This is a genomic window from Paraburkholderia phymatum STM815 (genome assembly GCF_000020045.1).
Classification (GTDB): domain Bacteria; phylum Pseudomonadota; class Gammaproteobacteria; order Burkholderiales; family Burkholderiaceae; genus Paraburkholderia; species Paraburkholderia phymatum.
In genome coordinates this window covers 2,252,059-2,272,997 of the sequence record NC_010622.1, presented here as the reverse complement: position 1 = coordinate 2,272,997, position 20,939 = coordinate 2,252,059, and the positions used below count along the sequence as shown (strand labels likewise).

Annotated in this window: 20 protein-coding genes and 1 tRNA gene; 20 read left to right on the top strand and 1 reads right to left on the bottom strand. The window is 61.6% G+C overall.

The genetic code is table 11. From position 1 onward, the window contains the following. The first annotated feature begins 62 nt into the window (after positions 1-62). The 5 genes from ilvC (at position 63) to BPHY_RS10290 (ending at position 4,747) form a co-directional block, all read left to right on the top strand. Positions 63-1,079: a ketol-acid reductoisomerase gene (ilvC, locus tag BPHY_RS10310; protein ID WP_012401407.1), complete on the top strand. Its 1,017-nt coding sequence runs from the start codon at positions 63-65 to the stop codon at positions 1,077-1,079. Between the two features lie 124 nt (positions 1,080-1,203). After that, complete coding sequence (locus BPHY_RS10305) at positions 1,204-1,842, top strand: phosphatidylserine decarboxylase (RefSeq protein ID WP_012401406.1); 639 nt, start codon at positions 1,204-1,206, stop codon at positions 1,840-1,842. 20 nt (positions 1,843-1,862) lie between these two features. Further along, a complete protein-coding gene (pssA, locus tag BPHY_RS10300; protein ID WP_012401405.1) occupies positions 1,863-2,735 on the top strand; it encodes a CDP-diacylglycerol--serine O-phosphatidyltransferase in 873 nt (290 codons plus the stop codon). Positions 2,736-2,745: 10 nt separating this feature from the next. After that, positions 2,746-3,081, top strand: coding sequence for a hypothetical protein (locus tag BPHY_RS10295; RefSeq protein WP_157686536.1), 336 nt, complete (start codon positions 2,746-2,748; stop codon positions 3,079-3,081). Positions 3,082-3,196: 115 nt separating this feature from the next. After that, the gene (locus BPHY_RS10290) at positions 3,197-4,747 is read left to right on the top strand and encodes a 2-isopropylmalate synthase (RefSeq protein WP_012401404.1); all 1,551 of its coding nucleotides are present in this window, start codon (positions 3,197-3,199) and stop codon (positions 4,745-4,747) included. A 126-nt stretch (positions 4,748-4,873) separates the two neighbouring features. On the opposite strand, the gene BPHY_RS10285 is transcribed toward BPHY_RS10290, so the two are convergent. Continuing rightward, entirely contained in the window at positions 4,874-5,398 is a 525-nt protein-coding gene (locus BPHY_RS10285) for a hypothetical protein (RefSeq protein ID WP_012401403.1), read from the bottom strand. A 181-nt stretch (positions 5,399-5,579) separates the two neighbouring features. Here BPHY_RS10285 and BPHY_RS10280 point away from each other — a divergent pair, with 181 nt between their 5' ends. The 15 genes from BPHY_RS10280 to nuoH all read left to right on the top strand — a co-directional run bounded on the left by BPHY_RS10280 (position 5,580) and on the right by nuoH (position 20,931). Beyond that, positions 5,580-6,851, top strand: coding sequence for a branched-chain amino acid ABC transporter substrate-binding protein (locus tag BPHY_RS10280; RefSeq protein WP_012401402.1), 1,272 nt, complete (start codon positions 5,580-5,582; stop codon positions 6,849-6,851). A 167-nt stretch (positions 6,852-7,018) separates the two neighbouring features. Next, positions 7,019-7,288: a 30S ribosomal protein S15 gene (gene rpsO / locus BPHY_RS10275; RefSeq protein WP_012401401.1), complete on the top strand. Its 270-nt coding sequence runs from the start codon at positions 7,019-7,021 to the stop codon at positions 7,286-7,288. Positions 7,289-7,602: 314 nt separating this feature from the next. Then, complete coding sequence (gene pnp, locus BPHY_RS10270) at positions 7,603-9,741, top strand: polyribonucleotide nucleotidyltransferase (RefSeq protein ID WP_012401400.1); 2,139 nt, start codon at positions 7,603-7,605, stop codon at positions 9,739-9,741. Between the two features lie 128 nt (positions 9,742-9,869). Continuing rightward, positions 9,870-10,886, top strand: coding sequence for an NAD(P)H-quinone oxidoreductase (locus BPHY_RS10265; protein ID WP_012401399.1), 1,017 nt, complete (start codon positions 9,870-9,872; stop codon positions 10,884-10,886). A gap of 155 nt (positions 10,887-11,041) precedes the next feature. Next, the gene (gene tpiA / locus BPHY_RS10260) at positions 11,042-11,821 is read left to right on the top strand and encodes a triose-phosphate isomerase (RefSeq protein ID WP_012401398.1); all 780 of its coding nucleotides are present in this window, start codon (positions 11,042-11,044) and stop codon (positions 11,819-11,821) included. An 86-nt stretch (positions 11,822-11,907) separates the two neighbouring features. Beyond that, the gene (secG, locus tag BPHY_RS10255; RefSeq protein ID WP_012401397.1) at positions 11,908-12,300 is read left to right on the top strand and encodes a preprotein translocase subunit SecG; all 393 of its coding nucleotides are present in this window, start codon (positions 11,908-11,910) and stop codon (positions 12,298-12,300) included. Positions 12,301-12,413: 113 nt separating this feature from the next. Beyond that, positions 12,414-12,498: transfer RNA gene (locus tag BPHY_RS10250), tRNA-Leu, on the top strand. A 172-nt stretch (positions 12,499-12,670) separates the two neighbouring features. Continuing rightward, a complete protein-coding gene (locus tag BPHY_RS10245; RefSeq protein WP_028369574.1) occupies positions 12,671-13,030 on the top strand; it encodes an NADH-quinone oxidoreductase subunit A in 360 nt (119 codons plus the stop codon). A gap of 62 nt (positions 13,031-13,092) precedes the next feature. Further along, a complete protein-coding gene (locus tag BPHY_RS10240; protein ID WP_006052903.1) occupies positions 13,093-13,572 on the top strand; it encodes a NuoB/complex I 20 kDa subunit family protein in 480 nt (159 codons plus the stop codon). Positions 13,573-13,590: 18 nt separating this feature from the next. Continuing rightward, on the top strand, positions 13,591-14,193 hold the full coding sequence (locus BPHY_RS10235; protein ID WP_012401395.1) for an NADH-quinone oxidoreductase subunit C: 603 nt from the start codon (positions 13,591-13,593) through the stop codon (positions 14,191-14,193). 9 nt (positions 14,194-14,202) lie between these two features. Beyond that, on the top strand, positions 14,203-15,456 hold the full coding sequence (locus BPHY_RS10230; RefSeq protein WP_012401394.1) for an NADH-quinone oxidoreductase subunit D: 1,254 nt from the start codon (positions 14,203-14,205) through the stop codon (positions 15,454-15,456). A 170-nt stretch (positions 15,457-15,626) separates the two neighbouring features. Continuing rightward, positions 15,627-16,112, top strand: a complete 486-nt coding sequence (nuoE, locus tag BPHY_RS10225; protein WP_012401393.1) for an NADH-quinone oxidoreductase subunit NuoE — start codon at positions 15,627-15,629, stop codon at positions 16,110-16,112. After that, on the top strand, positions 16,109-17,437 hold the full coding sequence (gene nuoF / locus BPHY_RS10220; protein WP_012401392.1) for an NADH-quinone oxidoreductase subunit NuoF: 1,329 nt from the start codon (positions 16,109-16,111) through the stop codon (positions 17,435-17,437). Before nuoE ends, nuoF begins: the two co-directional genes overlap by 4 nt. 95 nt (positions 17,438-17,532) lie before the next feature. Further along, on the top strand, positions 17,533-19,866 hold the full coding sequence (gene nuoG / locus BPHY_RS10215) for an NADH-quinone oxidoreductase subunit NuoG (RefSeq protein WP_012401391.1): 2,334 nt from the start codon (positions 17,533-17,535) through the stop codon (positions 19,864-19,866). Continuing rightward, a complete protein-coding gene (nuoH, locus tag BPHY_RS10210) occupies positions 19,867-20,931 on the top strand; it encodes an NADH-quinone oxidoreductase subunit NuoH (RefSeq protein WP_012401390.1) in 1,065 nt (354 codons plus the stop codon). Positions 20,932-20,939: the final 8 nt, after the last annotated feature.

The window sequence follows — 20,939 nt, the reverse complement described above, 5'->3', positions numbered from 1 at the left end:
CCGGCTCCACGCAACATACACACGCAGCTTTGAATTTTTCTGAATTTCGCCAAGGAACAGACATGAAAGTTTTCTACGACAAGGACGCCGACCTCTCCCTCATCAAAGGCAAGCAGGTCACCATCATCGGCTATGGCTCGCAAGGCCATGCGCACGCGCTGAACCTGAAGGAAAGCGGCGTGAACGTCACGGTGGGTCTGCGCAAGGGCGGCGCATCGTGGAGCAAGGCTGAGAACGCAGGTCTGACGGTGAAGGAAGTGGCGGAAGCCGTGAAGGGCGCCGACGTCGTCATGATGCTGCTGCCCGACGAGCAGATCGCCGAGGTCTATGCGAAGGAAGTGCACGCCAACGCCAAGCAGGGCGCGGCGCTCGCATTCGCGCACGGCTTCAACGTGCACTACGGCCAGGTGATCCCGCGCGCCGATCTGGACGTCATCATGATCGCGCCGAAGGCGCCGGGCCACACGGTGCGCGGCACGTACTCCCAAGGTGGCGGCGTGCCGCACCTGATCGCGGTTGCACAAGACAAATCGGGCGCAGCGCGCGACATCGCGCTGTCGTACGCAGCGGCGAACGGCGGCGGCCGGGCCGGCATCATTGAAACGAACTTCCGCGAAGAAACGGAAACCGACCTGTTCGGCGAGCAGGCCGTGCTGTGCGGCGGTACGGTCGACCTGATCAAGGCTGGTTTCGAGACGCTGGTCGAAGCAGGCTACGCGCCGGAAATGGCGTACTTCGAGTGCCTGCACGAACTGAAGCTGATCGTCGACCTGATCTACGAAGGCGGCATCGCGAACATGAACTACTCGATCTCGAACAACGCCGAGTACGGCGAGTACGTGACGGGCCCGCGCATCATCACCGAAGACACGAAGAAGGTGATGAAGGAAGTCCTGAAGGACATCCAGACGGGCGAGTACGCGAAGAGCTTCATCCTCGAAAACCGCGCTGGCGCACCGACGCTGCAATCGCGTCGTCGCATCACGGCCGAGCACCAGATCGAGCAGGTCGGCTCGAAGCTGCGCGCGATGATGCCGTGGATCGCGAAGAACAAGCTGGTCGATCAGTCGAAGAACTAATCTGCCCGTTTTTCGCACTCCGGCGCACGAAATGCGCCGGAAGCCTCAAAAAGCCGTCCAGGTGTGCTGAACCCTGGGCGGCTTTTGCTATCCTACGGTTTTTAAAAAGACTGAACCCAACCTTATGAATTACCCCCATCCGATCATCGCGCGCGAAGGCTGGCCGTTTATCGCCATCGCGGCCGTCGTTGCGTTGTTGATCCACTTCGTCGCAGGGTTCGGCATTGCCTGGATTTTCTGGCTGTTGCTCATCTTCGTGGTGCAGTTCTTCCGCGACCCGGCGCGTCCAATTCCGACCCAGGCCAACGCGGTGCTGTGCCCGGCCGATGGCCGCATCGTCGCCGTCGAAACGGCGCACGATCCCTATGCGAACCGCGAAGCGCTGAAGATCAGCGTATTCATGAACGTGTTCAACGTGCACTCGCAGCGCTCGCCCGTGGATGGTGCGATCTCGAAGGTCGAATATTTTCCGGGCGCGTATCTGAACGCCGCCGTGGACAAGGCGTCGACCGAAAACGAACGTAACGCAATCGTCATCGAAACGGCGAGCGGCGCGACGGTGACGTCGGTGCAGATTGCCGGTCTGATCGCGCGACGCATCCTCTGCTACGTACGCGCGGGCGAGCCGCTGACGCGCGGGCAGCGTTATGGCTTTATCCGTTTCGGATCGCGGGTCGATGTATATCTTCCTGTGGGCAGCCGTCCGCGTGTGTCGATCGGCGAAAAGGTGTCGGCGTCGTCCACGATTCTGGCTGAGCTGTAAAGCGGCACAGGGAGGGTTCGATGGCCGCATTCAAACCGCGTCGTCCTCGTAGCAGCGGTGCGCCGCAGCCGCGTCCGTTCCGGCGCAACAAACCGCCCGTGGTCGCGGAGTCCGTGATCGACAGTCGCCGTGCCGCGCGTCAGCAGTTTCTGCGCAAGCGCGGCATCTACCTGTTGCCTAATGCGTTCACGACGGCCGCGCTATTCTGCGGCTTCTTCGCCGTCGTGCAGGCGATGAACGTGCGTTTCGAAGTCGCCGCCATTGCGATATTCGTCGCGATGGTGCTCGACGGCATGGATGGACGCGTCGCGCGTATGACGCATACCCAAAGTGCATTCGGCGAGCAGTTCGACAGCCTGTCGGACATGGTGTCGTTCGGGGTTGCGCCGGCGCTCGTGATGTACGAGTGGATCCTGAAGGATCTGGGGCGCTGGGGCTGGCTCGCAGCGTTCGTTTATTGCTCGGGCGCGGCGCTGCGTCTGGCGCGTTTCAACACGAATATCGGCGTCGTGGACAAGCGCTTTTTCCAGGGCATGCCGAGTCCTGCCGCCGCCGCGCTGATCGCGGGGTTCGTGTGGCTGGCGACAGACAATCGGGTCCCTTTGAAACTCGTGTGGCTGCCTTGGGTTGCGTTTGCGCTGACCATTTATGCGGGTGTGACGATGGTGTCGAACGCGCCGTTCTACAGCGGCAAGGCGCTAGATGTGCGGCATCGCGTGCCGTTCGCGGCAATTCTGCTGGTGGTGGTCGCGTTTGTGCTCGTGTCGTCGGATCCGCCGCTGATGTTGTTCGGTCTCTTCGTGTTGTACGGTTTTTCCGGATATGTGTTCTGGGGCTATCGCGTGATGCGCGGGATGGGAAATCCAGCCCGATCGTCGCAGCGGCCGGGATAAGGTTTACGTTTTGTTTTTTGCCTGCGACGCGGTCGCCCGCGGTCGCCCATTGTTGGCTTCAGGCTGGTATCCGCGTGATGTTTGTAGTTTGCTGGTGTTGTCCGGCACCGGGGCAACGCCAGCAAACCAGATGCACAGAGCGGATGCCAGTGAAAGCGCCAACTTCACGCCCGACACCGAAACCCGACATGGGACCCGCCCGAAGGGCAAAAACAAACCTCAATTGCACGAATTCAGGATTGCCGCTATAGTCGCTGGCATGGCACTTTCCCAGTTCTCCTTCCTGTCTCTTCAAGCCGGCGCGCCGCTACTAGGTGAGCTAGCTCTAGCGCGCCTGCCGCGCTGACCGTTTTCGCCCTCCGTCTGCCTCGTTCGTTGTTTAGCGTCGCCAGCGGTGGTGGCGCAAACACTCGAATTCCGTTTTCCAATTCCAATTGACCGAATCCCCCTGGAGACCCGAGATGGCAGACAAGCTCATCATTTTCGACACGACCTTGCGCGACGGCGAACAATCGCCCGGTGCGTCGATGACGAAGGAAGAAAAGATCCGTATCGCGAAGCAACTCGAGCGGATGAAGGTCGACGTGATCGAGGCCGGCTTCGCCGCCAGCTCGAACGGCGACTTCGACGCGATCCACACGATCGCCGGCATGATCAAGGACAGCACCATCTGCTCGCTCGCACGCGCGAACGACAAGGACATTCAGCGGGCCGCCGACGCCCTCAAGCCCGCCGACCACTTCCGCATCCACACGTTTATCGCGACGTCGCCGCTGCACATGGAGAAGAAGCTGCGCATGTCGCCGGAACAGGTGCTCGAGCAGGCGAAGCTGGCCGTGCGCTTCGCGCGCAAGTTCACGAACGACGTCGAATTCTCTCCGGAAGACGGCAGCCGATCGGACATGGACTTCCTGTGCCGCGTGCTCGAAGCGGTAATCGCGGAAGGCGCGACGACGATCAACATCGCTGACACCGTCGGCTACGGGGTGCCGGAACTGTATGGCAATCTCGTGAAGACACTGCGCGAACGCATCCCGAATTCGGACAAGGCCGTCTTTTCGGTGCACTGCCATAACGACCTCGGCATGGCCGTCGCGAATTCGCTCGCGGGTGTGAAGATCGGCGGGGCGCGTCAGGTGGAATGCACCATCAACGGCCTCGGGGAGCGCGCGGGCAACACGTCGCTCGAAGAAATCGTGATGGCTGTGAGAACCCGCAAAGATTACTTCGGCCTCGATCTTGGCATCGATACGACGCAGATCGTGCCGGCGTCGAAGCTCGTGTCGCAGATCACCGGCTTCGTCGTTCAGCCGAACAAGGCGGTGGTCGGCGCGAACGCGTTTGCGCACGCGTCGGGCATCCACCAGGACGGCGTGCTCAAGGCGCGCGACACCTACGAAATCATGCGCGCGGAAGACGTGGGCTGGACCGCGAACAAGATCGTGCTCGGCAAGCTGTCGGGCCGAAACGCGTTCAAGCAGCGGCTGCAGGAACTCGGCATCTCGCTCGACAGCGAGAGCGAACTGAACCTCGCGTTTCAGCGTTTCAAGGAACTCGCGGACCGCAAGGCCGAAATCTTCGATGAAGACATCATTGCGATCGTCACAGAAGAGTCGGCCGAAGCGCAGGAAAAAGAGCACTACAAGTTCGTGTCGCTGTCGCAGCACTCGGAAACGGGCGAGCGTCCGCACGCGCGCATTGTCTTCTCGGTCGAAGGTAAGGAAGTGGTCGGCGAAGCGAACGGCAACGGCCCCGTCGACGCGACGCTGAACGCCATCGAAACGGAAGTCGGCAGCGGTTCCGAATTGCTGCTGTACTCGGTCAACGCGATTACGACGGGCACACAGGCGCAGGGCGAAGTGACCGTGCGTCTGTCAAAGGCGGGCCGCATCGTGAACGGCGTGGGCACGGACCCGGATATCGTTGCGGCTTCGGCGAAGGCGTATATTTCGGCGCTGAACCGTCTGTATGCGGGCGCCGACAAACTGAATCCCCAACGCGCGGACATCTGACGGCCGCCTGCTGCGCGTGGCCGCGATAAAAAACCCGCAATGGCGGGTTTTTATCGTCGTCGCCTGATGCAACAGCCGCTTTGCGAGGCGGGTTTGCCCGGGTTTGCCATTGGGCGGTCACGCACTTCAGAAGAAGTTGCGCCGATCCGGATCGTGCAGCGGATCAGGCGTCTTCTGCGTCAGCCGCAGAATGCCCTGATCGTCGAAGTAGAAGCTGTACATCATGTACCAGTAGTTGTCTTCCAGATATCGATACGTCCACACCTCGCGCTTCATCAGCGGGAAGTAATTGGTTTCGACGGGACGTCCGAAGTTGATCAGCACGTCGTCGCGCGTCCACGTGCCGATTTCTGCGCGATAGAACTCGTTCGGCTGCAGTACCTGACGCACGTTCACAATCTTGCCGGACGCATCGATGTCCGCGGCCGTGGTGAATTCTCCCATCGGCTGGGTCGGCCACATCAACCGTTTGCCGCCATCCGGCAGGTCGTAGACCTCGCGCGGCGGCCCGAGGCGAGCGACGATCGTCGACTGGTCCGCGCCCGCCTGGTAGTTCTGCCACGGCTGCGCACATCCGGCCAGCACGAGGGTGCAAGCGAGGGCGGCGAGGGCGGCGCGCGCCGGGCGCACGGATGAAAGTCGGTTGAACATGACACCTCCAATGGTGTTCGATGACGGCTTGTTGTTGTCCTGATTGTTATTTTGACATGCGTCGCATGAAAAGATTGTCGGCCGGTTCGCGCGCCGGCACGGGCTTTCGCTGCTGAGCGCTTGCTTGCGGACCGTGCGCCGGCCTATGATCCGCGCTTCGATCGACAGACGGGGCATGCGTATGAAGGCAAAGTGGCTGCAAGCCATAATGGCGGCGATAACGCTGGCAGCGTCGGCGAGTGCGCATGCGCAAGGCATGCCGACGGGAGCGCCGATCCGTATCGCGATGATCGAAGGCATGTCCGGCCCGTTTGCGAATGCCGGCGCGGCCGTCGAGCGCAATCTGCGCTTCGGCGTCGAAACGGTCAACGCGCGCGGCGGCGTGAAGCTCGCGGACGGCGCACATCCGCTGGAACTCGTCGTTCTCGACAGCAAAGGCAGCGCCGAAGAGGCGCTCGTGCAACTGCGCGCGGCCGCCGACGGGCACATCGGCTTCATCATGCAGGGCAACAGCTCGGCCGTGGCCGCCGCGTTGCTCGCGGCGATCGACAAGCAGAACACGCGCGAACCGGACAACCGCGAGCTTTTCCTCAATTATTCCGCTGACGACCCCGCGCTGACGAACGCGAGTTGCAGCTTCTGGCATTTTCGTTTCGACGCGCACGCGGGAATGCGGATGGACGCGCTCGCCGACGTGATCCAGCGGGACAAGTCCGTGAAAAAGGTCTATCTGCTGAACCAGGACTACAGCTTCGGGCATGACGTGAGCACGCTGGCGCGCACGGCGCTCGCGTCGAAGCGGCCGGATATCGGCGTGGTCGGCGACGAATTTCATCCCGTCGGACGCGTGAAGGACTTCGCGCCGTACATCGCGAAGATTCGCGCGAGCGGCGCCGATGCCGTGATCACGGGCAACTGGGGCAACGATCTGACGCTGCTCGTGAAGGCGGCGCGGGAGCAAGGCCTCGACACGAAGTTCTACACCTTTTACGGCAACAGCCTGGGCGCGCCGGCCGCGCTGGGCGATGCGGGCGTCAGGCGCGTCATCGCCGTGGCCGACTGGCATCCGAACGCGGGCGGCGCGGCGTCGGACGCGTGGTATGCGTCGTTCCGGCAGCGCTTCCCGGCCGCGCGGGACGACTACCCCGTGCTACGCATGCCGCTGATGATCGAGATGCTGGCCGCGTCGATGAACCGTGCGGGGAGCGCCCAGCCGGAGAAAGTCGCAAAAGCGCTGGAAGGAATGAAGTACGACAACGGATTTCGTGCATCGTGGATGCGCGCCGACGACCATCAGTTGATCCAGCCCCTTTACGTGATGGAGATGGACAGGGTGGGCACGCCGGGCGTCCATTTCGACAACGAAGGCTCCGGCTATGGCTTCCGGACCGTGCTGGCGCTAGCACCCGAGCGCACGGTGCCCGTCACGACCTGCCGCATGAGGCGCCCGTGAAGGCGTACGGAAGCCGGGCTGCACGACGGATGCACGTCCATCCGCGCGGCCCGAAATGACAGGGTTCGCCGGATGAGCGCGCTGTGCTACAATACGCGACTCGTTTTGGTTGTAACCCACGGCACGGCCCTTCTTCCGTGACCGCCTGTGATTCAAAGGAAATCAACATGTCCGTAGCTGAAATCAAGAAATCCGACGTCGTCGCGCAATTCGCACGCGGTGCGAACGACACCGGCTCCCCCGAAGTTCAGGTCGCTCTGCTGACCACGCGCATCAACGAACTGACGGTTCACTTCAAGGCCCACACGAAGGATCACCACAGCCGCCGCGGTCTGCTGCGCATGGTGAGCCGCCGTCGCAAGCTGCTCGACTACCTGAAGGGCAAGGACGCTGATCGTTACCGCGCTCTGATCGAGAAGCTGGGTCTGCGTAAGTAATCCGGCGCATCGGACTTTCTGTCAGCAAGATGCCTGTGTCAGTTCCGCTGATACAGGCATTTTGTTTTTCAACGGTGCGCTTCATGTGAAGTTTGTCGTTGAATCAACCCTTCGGTGTGCCGGTTGCGCCGCGGGTAAAACGAAATAAGCCGGGCTTCAGGGTAGGGCGCTGTGTCATTCCAGCGGTTCGCGTGCAAGTGGAAGCATCCACGCGATCCTCTGGAATGGCATAACACTCCTCTACCCGAAAGGCTCCGGTCCTGACGATGCCGCGTGTGGTCAGGCGCGGCATGACCAAAGATCAAGGAGGACAAATGTCTCTGTTTAACAAGGTCGTCAAAGAGTTCAAGTGGGGCCAGCATACGGTTCGCATGGAAACGGGCGAAATCGCCCGCCAGGCGAGCGGTGCCGTGCTCGTCGACGTCGAAGACACGGTGGTGCTGGCCACCGTCGTCGGTGCGAAGACGGCCAAGCCGGGTCAGGACTTCTTTCCGCTGACCGTCGATTACATCGAAAAGACCTACTCGGCGGGCAAGATCCCCGGTGGCTTCTTCCGCCGCGAAGGCCGCCCGTCGGAAGGCGAAACGCTGATCTCGCGACTGATCGACCGTCCGCTGCGTCCGCTCTTCCCGGAAGGCTTCTACAACGAAGTGCAGGTCGTCATCCACGTGATGTCGATCAACCCTGAAGTCCCCGCGGACATCCCCGCGCTGATCGGTGCGTCGGCGGCGCTCGCTGTGTCGGGACTGCCGTTCAACGGCCCCGTCGGCGCTGCGCGCGTTGCTTACATCAACAACGAGTACGTGCTGAACCCGACCCGCTCGCAGATCAAGGGCTCGCGTCTGGACCTCGTCGTCGCCGGTACGGAGCGCGCAGTGCTGATGGTCGAATCCGAGGCGGATCAACTGCCGGAAGACGTGATGCTTGGCGCTGTCGTGTTCGGTCACGAGCAGATGCAAACGGCCATCGACGCGATCCACGAACTGGTGCGTGAAGGCGGCAAGGCTGAGTGGGAGTGGCAGGCTGCGCCGAAGAACGAAGCGCTGATCTCGCGCGTCAACGAAATCGCCTACAACGAACTGCTGTCGGCGTACCAGACGCGCGACAAGCAGGCTCGCTCGACGAAGCTGAAGGAAGTGTACGCTGCGACGCAAGCCAAGCTCGAAGAAGAAGCGGCAGCAGCGGGCACGGTGGCAGCCGACAAGGCGTCGGTGGGCAACGTGCTGTTCGACATCGAAGCGAAGATCGTCCGTTCGCAGATCCTGAACGGCGAGCCGCGTATCGACGGCCGCGACACGCGCACGGTGCGCCCCATCGAAATCCGCACGGGCGTCCTGCCGCGTACGCACGGCTCGGCGCTCTTCACGCGCGGCGAAACGCAGGCGCTCGTCGTCGCGACGCTCGGCACCAAGGGCGATGAGCAGATCATCGACGCGCTCGAAGGCGAGTACCGCGACCGTTTCATGCTCCACTACAACATGCCGCCATTCGCGACGGGCGAAACGGGCCGCGTCGGCTCGCCGAAGCGCCGCGAAATCGGTCACGGCCGTCTGGCGAAGCGCGCGCTGGCCGCGTGCCTGCCGAGCGCCGAAGAGTTCGGCTACTCGATCCGCGTCGTGTCGGAAATCACCGAATCGAATGGCTCGTCGTCGATGGCATCGGTGTGCGGCGGCTGTCTCGCGCTGATGGACGCAGGCGTGCCGATGAAGGCGCACGTCGCGGGCATCGCAATGGGGCTGATCCTCGAAGGCAACAAGTTCGCGGTGCTGACGGACATCCTCGGCGACGAAGATCATCTCGGCGATATGGACTTCAAGGTGGCGGGCACGGCTGACGGCGTGACGGCACTGCAGATGGACATCAAGATCCAGGGCATCACAAAGGAAATCATGCAGGTCGCGCTGGCACAGGCGAAGGAAGGCCGCATGCACATCCTCGGCAAGATGACCTCGGCTGTGTCCGGCGTAAACACGGAACTGTCGGCGTACGCGCCGCGCATGATCACCATCAAGATCAACCCGGAAAAGATCCGGGACGTGATCGGCAAGGGCGGTTCGGTGATCCGCGCGCTGACGGAAGAAACGGGCACGACGATCGACATCTCCGACGACGGCGTCGTCACGATCGCGAGCACGAGCTCGGAAGGCATGGCGGAAGCCAAGAAGCGGATCGAGAACATCACGGCGGAAGTCGAAGTCGGTCAGGTTTACGAAGGCACGGTGCTCAAGCTGCTGGACTTCGGCGCGATCGTCAACCTGCTGCCGGGCAAGGACGGTCTGCTGCACATCTCCGAAATCGCCAACGAGCGCATCAAGGACATCAATGACTACCTGAAGGAAGGCCAGCAAGTGAAGGTGAAGGTCATTCAGACGGACGAGAAGGGTCGCGTGCGCCTGTCGGCGAAAGCGCTCCTGAACGAAGCAGCACAGACGGAGCCGACGCCGCAGCAGTAACGCGGTGAAAGCGGGACGGCCGGTAGCGCAAAAGCGCGCCGGCCGTTTTTCATGTAGGGTGGATTGCAGTGCGAACCGGTTTTTGTCTGACCGGTTTGCAGCGCTATCCAGACCTGGGAGAGACGACGATGAACGCAATCGAAATCACCGAATTCGGTGCGCCGGAAGTCTTGAAACTCGCCGAACGGCCGATGCCGGAGCCGAAGGCAGGCGAAGTGCTGATCAAGGTGGCCGCATCGGGCGTGAATCGCCCGGACGTGTTCCAGCGCAAGGGCGGCTATGCACCACCGCCGGGCGCGTCGGACCTGCCGGGGCTCGAAGTGGCGGGAGAAATCGTCGGCGGAAACATCGACGAAAAGCGCAATCCGTTCGGTCTGAAGATCGGCGACCGCGTGTGTGCGCTGATGGCGGGCGGCGGCTATGCCGAGTACGCAACGGTGCCGCTGCTGCAATGTCTGCCTGTGCCGAAAGGCTTTTCCGATATCGAAGCGGCGGCATTGCCCGAAACGTTCTTCACGGTCTGGAGCAATGTTTTTGACCGTGCAATGCTCGGCAAAGGCGAGGGCGGCGAGAACGAGACGTTCCTCGTGCAGGGAGGTTCGAGTGGCATCGGCGTGACGGCGATCCAGATTGCGCATGCACTGGGTTTTCGCGTGTTCGCCACGGCCGGCACGGACGAAAAGTGCCGGGCGTGCGAAGCGATCGGCGCCGAGCGCGCCATCAACTATAAGACGGAAGACTTCGTCGAGGTGATCAAGTCGCTCACGAACGATCGCGGCGTCGACGTGATTCTCGATATGGTCGCCGGCAGTTATGTGCCACGTGAACTGAAGGCGCTGGCCGATGGAGGTCGTCTGGTAGTGATCGCGCTGCTGGGTGGCGCGAAGTCGGAAGTGAACCTGAACGAGATTCTGCGGCGCCGCCTCACGGTCACGGGTTCGACGCTGCGCCCGCGGCCTGTCGAGTTCAAGGCGAAGATCGCTGCGCAACTGAAAGAGCATGTTTGGCCGCATCTCGAAGACGGCACGATCAAGCCGGTGATCTACAAGGTGTTCCCCGCGGCTGACGCCGCGAAGGCGCACGAACTGATGGAAAGCAGCACGCACGTCGGCAAGATTGTGCTGAATTGGGGCGCGGGCGCTTGACAGCGCTCGTTTAATTGAGTTTGACCGGGTCTGTCAGCACACAGTAAAATCGCACGTTTTGCGCGTTCTGCATGGTTTTTGCATGCGGACCGGGTACCGGGCGCCGACGAAACGGACGCGTTCATCACCCGCACCACGATAAATCAGGCGAGACGATGGCGAAACAACGAGCAAAACTGGTAGTCGGTAACTGGAAGATGCATGGCCGGCTTGCCGACAATCGCGTGCTGCTGCAAGCGGTCTCGCGCGGCGCAGACGATCTTCCGGACGATGTGCGGGTGGGTGTGTGTGTGCCGTGCCTCTATCTGGCGCAGGCGCAAACGCTGCTCGAAAGCGGTCGCGTCGCGTGGGGCGTGCAGGATATCTCCGCGTACACGCAGGGCGCCTACACGGGCGAAGTCGCGGCCGAGATGGCTGCCGAATTCGGCGCCACACTTGCGATCGTCGGGCACTCCGAGCGGCGTGCGTATCATCGCGAAAGCGCTGAGGTCGTCGCGCTGAAGACGCAACGCGCGCTCGAAGCAGGTTTGACGCCGATCGTCTGCGTCGGTGAGACGCTCGAAGAGCGCGAATGCGGCAAGACGGAGCAGATTGTCGGCGAGCAGATCGATGTTGTGCTCGCGAAACTGTCGGTTGAAGATGCCGCTCGCATCGTCATCGCTTACGAGCCTGTGTGGGCGATCGGCACCGGCAAGAGCGCGACGGCGCAGCAGGCGCAAGACGTGCACGCGTTTCTGCGCGCACGTCTCGTGGCGAAGGGCGGCGATGCCGCGAACGTGTCGCTGCTGTACGGCGGCAGCGTGAAACCGGAGAACGCGGAAGAGCTGTTCGGCCAGCCGGACATCGATGGCGGTTTGATCGGCGGAGCGTCGTTGAAGGACAAGGATTTCCTGGCAATCTGCAGTGCAGCTGTCGCGGCAACGGCCGCGCGCTGATATCAAGGCAGAATGCCCGGGCGAGGATGACCCATTGCGTGCAGCATGCGGTGCTGTGCGGTTAAATAAAGACTCAGGTGAGTGTGATGCTGTATTTGAAAACGTTGATCATTGTCGTGCAGTTGCTGTCGGCGCTGGGTGTCATCGGCCTCGTGCTTCTGCAGCACGGCAAGGGCGCCGACATGGGCGCAGCTTTCGGTAGTGGTGCGTCGGGCAGCCTCTTCGGCGCGACAGGTTCTGCTAATTTTCTGTCACGTACCACTGCGATACTGGCAGCTGTATTCTTCGTCACCACGTTGGCACTGACTTACCTCGGCGCGTATCACTCGAAACCTTCTGCAGGTGTGCTTGGTAACGTGCCGGCTGCATCGGCGCCTGTTGCGGCATCGGCTGCTCCTGCTGCGTCGGCATCGGCTAATGCATCGGCTCCAGTCGCCGCATCTGCAGCTTCCGCGCCAGGCCAGGACGTGCCGAAATAAATTTTCGAGGAAAACACGTTTGTGCGTTGAACAAACTGTTTAACCGGGTTACAATTCAAGTCTTGAAGCGATTCGCGGGTTTTACAAAAAGTTGTTCCCGGATTGCAGACAGTGCCGACGTGGTGAAATTGGTAGACACGCTATCTTGAGGGGGTAGTGGCGAAAGCTGTGCGAGTTCGAGTCTCGCCGTCGGCACCAATGTTATCTAATGCCAGCCGCTTGCTTCAGCTTCGGCTGGCATTTTCACTTCTGGGGTAGTGTTTGCTGTGGGCTTTCAACCTCAAGCATCCCGAAGTGTTTCGCGTCAGGGGTTGTTCAAGGTAGTTCGCGTCTCCTGACGTTACTCAGAACCAACCGATTGAGGATAGCTTTGAACCTCGCAGCCTATTTCCCCGTATTGATGTTCCTCCTCGTGGGCACCGGTTTAGGCGTAGCACTGGTCAGTATCGGCAAGATCCTCGGTCCGAATCGACCGGACACCGAAAAGAACGCACCGTATGAGTGCGGCTTCGAAGCTTTCGAAGATGCGCGCATGAAGTTTGACGTGCGCTACTACCTGGTCGCCATTCTCTTCATCATCTTCGACCTTGAAACGGCATTCCTGTTCCCGTGGGGCGTGGCTCTGCGCGATATCGGCTGGCCCGGCTTCATCTCGATGATGATTTTTCTGCTCGAATTCCTGTTGGGCTTCGCCTATATCTGGAAGAAAGGTGGCCTTGACTGGGAATGACGGGTTAATCGCCGGTGTGTATGGGTGGCGACGGCTCGCCGCCCGTCTGGAGTGGAAAACAAATGAGTATCGAAGGGGTCTTGAAGGAAGGGTTTGTCACCACGACGGCTGACAAGCTAATCAACTGGACGCGCACCGGTTCGCTGTGGCCGATGACGTTCGGTCTTGCGTGTTGCGCCGTCGAGATGATGCATGCGGGCGCCGCCCGTTATGACCTTGACCGTTTCGGCGTGGTGTTTCGTCCCAGTCCGCGTCAGTCGGACGTGATGATCGTCGCCGGCACGCTGTGCAACAAGATGGCCCCGGCGCTGCGCAAGGTCTATGACCAGATGGCCGAGCCGCGCTGGGTTATCTCGATGGGTTCGTGCGCGAACGGCGGCGGCTACTATCACTACTCGTACTCGGTGGTGCGTGGCTGTGACCGGATCGTGCCCGTCGATGTGTACGTGCCGGGCTGTCCGCCTACGGCTGAAGCGCTGGTGTACGGCGTGATCCAGCTGCAGGCAAAGATCCGCCGCACCAACACCATCGCCCGTCAATAAGCCGAAGCCCCCCACAATATGGCAAGCAAACTCGAGACCCTCAAAGCGAACCTCGAGGCGGCCTTTGGCGGCCGCCTGACGAGCATCACCGAATCGATCGGTGAGCTGACCATCGTCGTGAAGGCAGACGATTTCCTCGAAGTGGCCACGCGTCTGCGCGACGATGCGAAATTGCATTTCGAACAGCTGATCGACCTCTGCGGCATCGACTATCAAACCTACGGTGAAGGCGCTTACGACGGTCCGCGTTTTGCCGCCGTCCTGCATCTGCTGTCCATTACGAACAACTGGCGCCTGCGTGTGCGCGTGTTCGCACCCGACGACGACGTGCCGCTCATTCCCTCCGTCGTCGAGATCTGGAATTCAGCCAACTGGTACGAGCGCGAAGCGTTCGATCTGTACGGCATTGTGTTCGAAGGTCACCCCGACCTGCGCCGCATCCTGACCGATTACGGTTTCATCGGTCACCCGTTCCGCAAGGATTTCCCTGTCTCCGGCTATGTCGAGATGCGTTACGACCCGGAAGAGAAGCGCGTCGTCTATCAGCCGGTGACGATCGAGCCTCGGGAAATCACGCCGCGCGTGATCCGCGAGGATCGCTATGGCGGCCTGAAACACTAAGAGAACGTCATGGCAGAGATCAAGAACTACACGCTCAACTTCGGTCCGCAGCACCCGGCAGCGCACGGCGTGTTGCGCCTCGTGCTGGAACTCGACGGCGAAGTGATCCAGCGCGCCGATCCGCACATCGGCCTCCTGCACCGCGCTACTGAAAAGCTCGCGGAAAGCAAGACCTTCATCCAGTCGGTGCCGTACATGGACCGTCTCGACTACGTGTCGATGATGGTCAACGAGCACGGCTATGTGCTGGCGATCGAAAAGCTGCTCGGCATCGACGTCCCGATTCGCGCGAAATACATTCGCGTGCTGTTCGACGAAGTCACGCGCGTGCTGAACCACTTGATGTGGATCGGCGCACACGCGCTCGACGTCGGCGCGATGGCCGTGTTCCTGTACGCATTCCGCGAACGCGAAGACCTGATGGACGTGTACGAGGCGGTATCCGGCGCACGTATGCATGCCGCGTACTATCGTCCGGGTGGCGTCTATCGCGATCTGCCGGATGCGATGCCGCAATACAAGGCATCGAAGATTCGCAATACGAAGGCTCTGTCGAAGCTAAACGAGAACCGTCAGGGCTCGCTGCTCGATTTCATCGAAGATTTCTTCAACCGCTTTCCGAAGTGCGTCGACGAGTACGAAACGCTGCTCACCGACAACCGCATCTGGAAGCAGCGTCTGGTCGGCATTGGCGTCGTGAGTCCGGAGCGCGCGCTGCAGATGGGCCTGACGGGTGCGATGCTGCGCGGCTCTGGTATCGAGTGGGATCTCCGCAAGAAGCAGCCCTATGAAGTGTATGACCAGATGGATTTCGATATCCCCGTGGGCGTGAATGGCGATTGTTACGACCGCTATCTGGTGCGCGTCGAAGAAATGCGTCAATCCACGCGCATCGCGAAACAGTGCATTGAGTGGCTGCGTAAGAATCCCGGCCCCGTGATGACGGACAATCACAAGGTCGCGCCGCCATCGCGCGTGGGCATGAAGTCGAACATGGAAGAGCTGATTCACCACTTCAAGCTCTTCACGGAAGGCTTCCACGTGCCGGAAGGCGAAGCGTATGCCGCCGTCGAGCACCCGAAGGGCGAGTTCGGTATTTATCTCGTGTCGGACGGCGCGAATAAGCCGTACCGCCTCAAGATCCGTGCGCCGGGTTATGCGCATCTGTCCGCGCTCGACGAAATGGCGCGCGGCCACATGATCGCCGACGCCGTGACGATCATCGGCACGCAAGACATCGTGTTCGGTGAAGTGGACCGTTAGCCCGTCGACACAAAGCGGTTTTCATCAAGGCACGCGCTCCCGCAGCCGATAAAGCATGAGAAGCGGAGCGCGCGTCAAGCAAAGGAACGCCGGGTCTGTCGCAATATGCCGCAATACGCAGTGCGCGACAGGTTTTCGTTCGGTAGGAATTGAAAGAGTCGTGTCTGAAAATGATCTCAGCTGAAGGCCTGAAAGAAATCGATCGCGCGATCGCGAAGTACCCCGCCGATCAGAAACAGTCCGCCGTGATGTCGGCTCTGGCCGTTGGTCAGGAAGAGCATGGCTGGTTGTCGCCCGAACTGATGCAGTTCGTGGCGGACTATCTCGGCATGCCGGCCGTCGCCGTGCAGGAGGTCGCCACCTTCTACACGATGTATGAGACAAAGCCGGTCGGCAAATACAAGATCACGCTCTGCACGAACCTGCCGTGCCAGCTCGGTCCCGATGGCGGTTCGGACAGTGCCGCCGAATATCTGAAGCAGAAGCTCGGTATCGACTTCGGCGAAACCACGCCCGACGGCAGGTTCACCCTCAAAGAGGGCGAGTGCATGGGCTCGTGCGGTGACGCCCCCGTGATGCTCGTGAACAACCATCGTATGTGCAGCTTCATGAGCCGCGAGAAGATCGACCAGCTCCTCGAGGAACTTTCGAAATGACGTCTTTACACGATCGTCACATCAAGCCGCTGATTCTCGCCGGCCTCAACGGCGACAACTGGCATCTTCAGGACTACGTCGAGCGCGGCGGCTACAAGCAGCTGCGCCGCATTCTCGAAGAAAAGATTCCGCCCGAGCAGGTAATCGCCGACGTGAAGGCGTCGGGGCTGCGCGGCCGTGGCGGTGCGGGCTTTCCGACGGGGCTCAAGTGGAGCTTCATGCCGCGTCAGTTTCCTGGGCAGAAGTACCTCGTCTGCAATTCGGACGAAGGCGAACCGGGTACGTTCAAGGATCGCGACATCCTGCGCTGGAATCCGCATGCGCTGATCGAAGGCATGGCGATCGGCGCCTACGCGATGGGCATCACCGTCGGCTACAACTACATCCACGGCGAAATCTTCGAAGTCTATCGACGCTTCGAAGCCGCACTGGAAGAAGCGCGCACAGCGGGTTTCCTCGGCGACAACATCATGGGCTCGGGCTTCTCGTTCCAACTGCATGCGCACCACGGTTATGGCGCATACATCTGCGGCGAAGAAACGGCGCTGCTCGAATCGCTGGAAGGCAAGAAGGGTCAGCCGCGCTTCAAACCGCCTTTCCCGGCGAGCTTCGGCGTGTACGGCAAGCCGACCACGATCAACAACACGGAAACGTTCGCAGCCGTGCCGTTTCTGCTGGCCGTCGGTCCGCAGAACTACCTCGAAATGGGCAAGCCGAACAACGGCGGCACGAAGATTTTCTCGGTGTCGGGCGACGTCGAGCGTCCGGGCAACTATGAAATTCCGCTCGGCACGCCGTTCGCCACCCTGATGGAACTGGCGGGCGGCATGCGCGGCGGCAAGAAGATCAAGGCCGTGATTCCTGGCGGTTCGTCGGCCCCGGTCATTCCGGGCGACATCATGATGCAAACCGACATGGACTACGATTCGATCGCGAAGCAGGGCTCGATGTTGGGCTCGGGCGCGGTCATCGTGATGGACGAGACGCGCTGCATGGTTCGTTCGCTGCTGCGCCTGTCGTACTTCTATTACGAAGAGTCGTGCGGTCAGTGCACGCCGTGCCGTGAAGGCACAGGCTGGCTGTATCGCGTCGTGCATCGCATCGAGCATGGTCTGGGCCGCAAGGAAGACCTGGACCTGCTGAACTCGGTCGCCGAAAACATCATGGGCCGCACGATCTGCGCGCTCGGCGATGCGGCTGCGATGCCGGTGCGAGGCATGCTCAAGCACTACTGGGACGAATTCGAGTATCACGTCGCCAACAAGCGTTGCCTCACGGGCGGTCATGCCGACGCGGCGGCGGCCTCTGAAACGGTCGCTGCATAAAGCTGAGGCAGACGCGGGCGCTGCTGCGTCGCGATGAGCGAAGCAGCGAGCGGGCGAACGATTGAGCGGTAACAGGTTAAGGAAGATTGACCATCATGGTTGAACTTGAAATAGACGGCAAGAAAGTAGAGGTGGCCGAAGGCAGCATGATCATTCAGGCTGCGCATAAGGTCGATACCTATATCCCTCACTTCTGCTATCACAAGAAGCTGTCGATTGCGGCCAACTGCCGGATGTGTCTCGTCGATGTCGAGAAGATGCCGAAGGCCGTGCCTGCGTGCGCGACGCCGGTGTCGGCGGGCATGATCGTGCGCACCCAGTCGGAAAAGGCGGTGAAGGGCCAGCAGTCGGTGATGGAATTCCTGCTGATCAATCACCCGCTCGATTGCCCGATCTGCGACCAGGGCGGCGAATGCCAACTGCAGGATCTGGCTGTTGGTTACGGCAAGTCGTCGTCGCGTTACAGTGAAGAGAAGCGTGTGGTGTTCCACAAGAACGTGGGCCCGTTGATCTCGATGGAAGAGATGTCGCGCTGCATTCACTGCACGCGCTGCGTGCGCTTCGGCGAAGAAATCGCTGGCGTGATGGAACTCGGCATGCTCGGCCGCGGCGAACACTCGGAAATCACGTCGTTCGTCGGGAAGACGGTGGACTCCGAACTGTCGGGCAATATGATCGACCTTTGCCCGGTCGGTGCGCTGACCAGCAAGCCGTTCCGTTACAGCGCCCGCACGTGGGAGCTGTCGCGCCGCAAGTCGGTGAGCCCGCACGATTCCGTCGGCGCGAACCTGGTGGTGCAGGTGAAGAACAATCGCGTGATGCGCGTTCTGCCGTTCGAAAACGAATCCATCAACGAATGCTGGATTTCGGACAAGGACCGCTTCTCGTACGAAGGCCTCAACAGCCCGGAACGTTTGACGCGCCCGATGCTGAAGCAGGGCGGCCAGTGGATCGAGACGGATTGGCAGACGGCGCTTGAATACGTCGTCAAGGGCCTGAAGGGCATCAAGGACGACCACGGCGCGAACGCAATCGCGGCGCTCGGCAGCGCGCATAGCACGGTCGAGGAACTGTTCCTGCTCAAGCAGATCGCTCAGGCTGTCGGCACGCCGAACGTCGACTTCCGTCTGCGTCAGACCGATTTCTCGGCGGGTGCAAACGGTACGCCGTGGCTCGGCACGTCGATCGCCAATCTGTCGATGCTCGACAGTGCGCTGGTGATCGGTTCGTCGCTGCGCCGCGACCATCCACTGTTTGCCGCGCGTCTGCGTCAGGCAGCGAAGGGCGGCGCGACGATCACACTGCTGCAGGCGACGCGCGACGACGCGCTGATCCCGCAAGCGGCGCGCATCGCCGCGGCGCCGTCGGCCTGGCTCGACGAACTGGCTGGCATCGCGGCTGCCGTGTCGGAAGCGAAGGGCGTCGCATTGCCAGAAGCATTCGCAGGCGCAACGGCCTCCGATGCCGCGAAGCAGACGGCGGCTGCGCTCGGGGCAGGCGAAACGCGTGTCGTGCTGCTGGGCAACGGCGCTGTCCAGCATCCGGAATTCGGGCGCATTCACGCAGCGGCTCAGTGGATCGCACAAACGACGGGTGCGACGCTCGGCTTCCTGACGGAAGCGGCGAATACGGTCGGCGCGCATCTCGTCAACGCATTGCCGGGCGAGGGTGGTCTGAACGCTCGCGAAGTGTTCGAACAGCCGCGCAAGGGTTATGTGCTGCTGAACCTCGAACCTGAATTCGATACGGCTAACCCGGCGCAGGCGTTGGCCGCGCTGAACCAGGCGGAAATGGTCGTCGTGCTGTCGCCGTTCCAGACGGGCGCCGAGTATGCCGACGTCCTGCTGCCCATCGCGCCGTACACTGAAACGGCCGGCACGTTCGTCAACGCGGAAGGCACGGTGCAGATGTTCAACGGCGTCGTGCGTCCGCTTGGCGATACGCGCCCGGCGTGGAAGGTGCTGCGCGTGCTGGGCAACCTGCTCGGCGCGTCGGGCTTCGACTTCGATACGGCGGAAGAGGTGCGCGCCGCGGCGCTGGGCGACAGCGACCTCACGCCGCGTCTGTCGAACAGCACGTCGGTCGCCGTTGCGCGCAGCAGCGCCGCGAAGGCAGCGCAAGGTACGTTCGAGCGCATCGCCGATGTGCCGATCTACCACGCCGACCAGCTCGTACGCCGCGCCGAATCGCTGCACCTGACGGCAGCGGCGCGGGCTGCCCATTCGGTCGGTCTGCCGGCCGCATTGTTCGACCGGCTGGGTTTGAAGGAGGGCGACGCGGTGCGCGTTCGTCAGGGCGATCGCTCGGTGCAGATTCCGGCCGTGCGTGATGCGAATCTTGCGGAGACGGTCGTCCGCGTGTCGGCGGCTACGCCTGCCGGTGCAGCGCTGGGCAGCCTGTTCGGTGAACTGGTGGTGGAGAAGGCGTAAATGACCTTGTTCGAATCGATCAACGCGGGCGGCACCCAGATTCTCGGCGTCGCATGGCCCACCGTGTGGGCCCTCGTGCGCATTCTCGTAGTGGCCGTCGTCATCCTGCTGTGTGTCGCGTACCTGATCCTGTGGGAGCGTAAGCTGATCGGCTGGATGCACGTTCGTCTTGGCCCGAATCGGGTCGGCCCCGCCGGTCTGCTGCAGCCGATCGCCGACGTGCTCAAGCTGCTGCTGAAAGAAGTGATCCAGCCGACTCAGGCAAGCCGCTGGGTCTATCTGGTTGCCCCCGTCATGGTGGTGGTTCCCGCATTCGCGGTCTGGGCGGTGATTCCGTTCCAGGCGGGCGCGGTGCTGGGCGACATCAATGCGGGTCTGCTGTACGCGATTTCGATCTCGTCGGTCGGCGTGTACGGCGTGATTCTGGCGGGCTGGGCGTCGAACTCGAAGTACGCGTTCCTCGGCGCGATGCGCGCAGCGGCACAGATGGTGTCGTACGAAGTGTCGATGGGCTTTGCGCTGGTCGTCGTGATGATGACGGCGGGCACGATGAACCTGTCGGACATCGTCGGTTCGCAGATGCGCGGCATCTTCGCGAGTCACGGCGTAACGTTCCTGTCGTGGAACTGGCTGCCGTTGCTGCCGGCCTTCGTCGTCTACTTCGTGTCGGGTATCGCCGAAACGAACCGTCACCCGTTCGACGTGGTGGAAGGCGAGTCGGAAATCGTCGCGGGTCACATGATCGATTACTCGGGTATGGCGTTCGCGCTGTTCTTCCTCGCCGAGTACATCAACATGATCGTCATTTCGGCACTGGCATCGATCCTGTTCCTGGGCGGCTGGAGCGCACCGTTCGAATTCCTGTCGTTCATCCCGGGCATTGTCTGGCTGGTCCTGAAAGTCTTCCTCCTGCTGTCGGTATTCATCTGGGTGCGTGCGACGTTCCCGCGCTACCGCTATGACCAGATCATGCGTCTGGGCTGGAAGGTGTTTCTGCCTGTCACCGTGATCTGGGTCGTGGTGGTCGGCTTCTGGATCATGTCGCCGTTGAATATCTGGAACTAAAGGGCGGA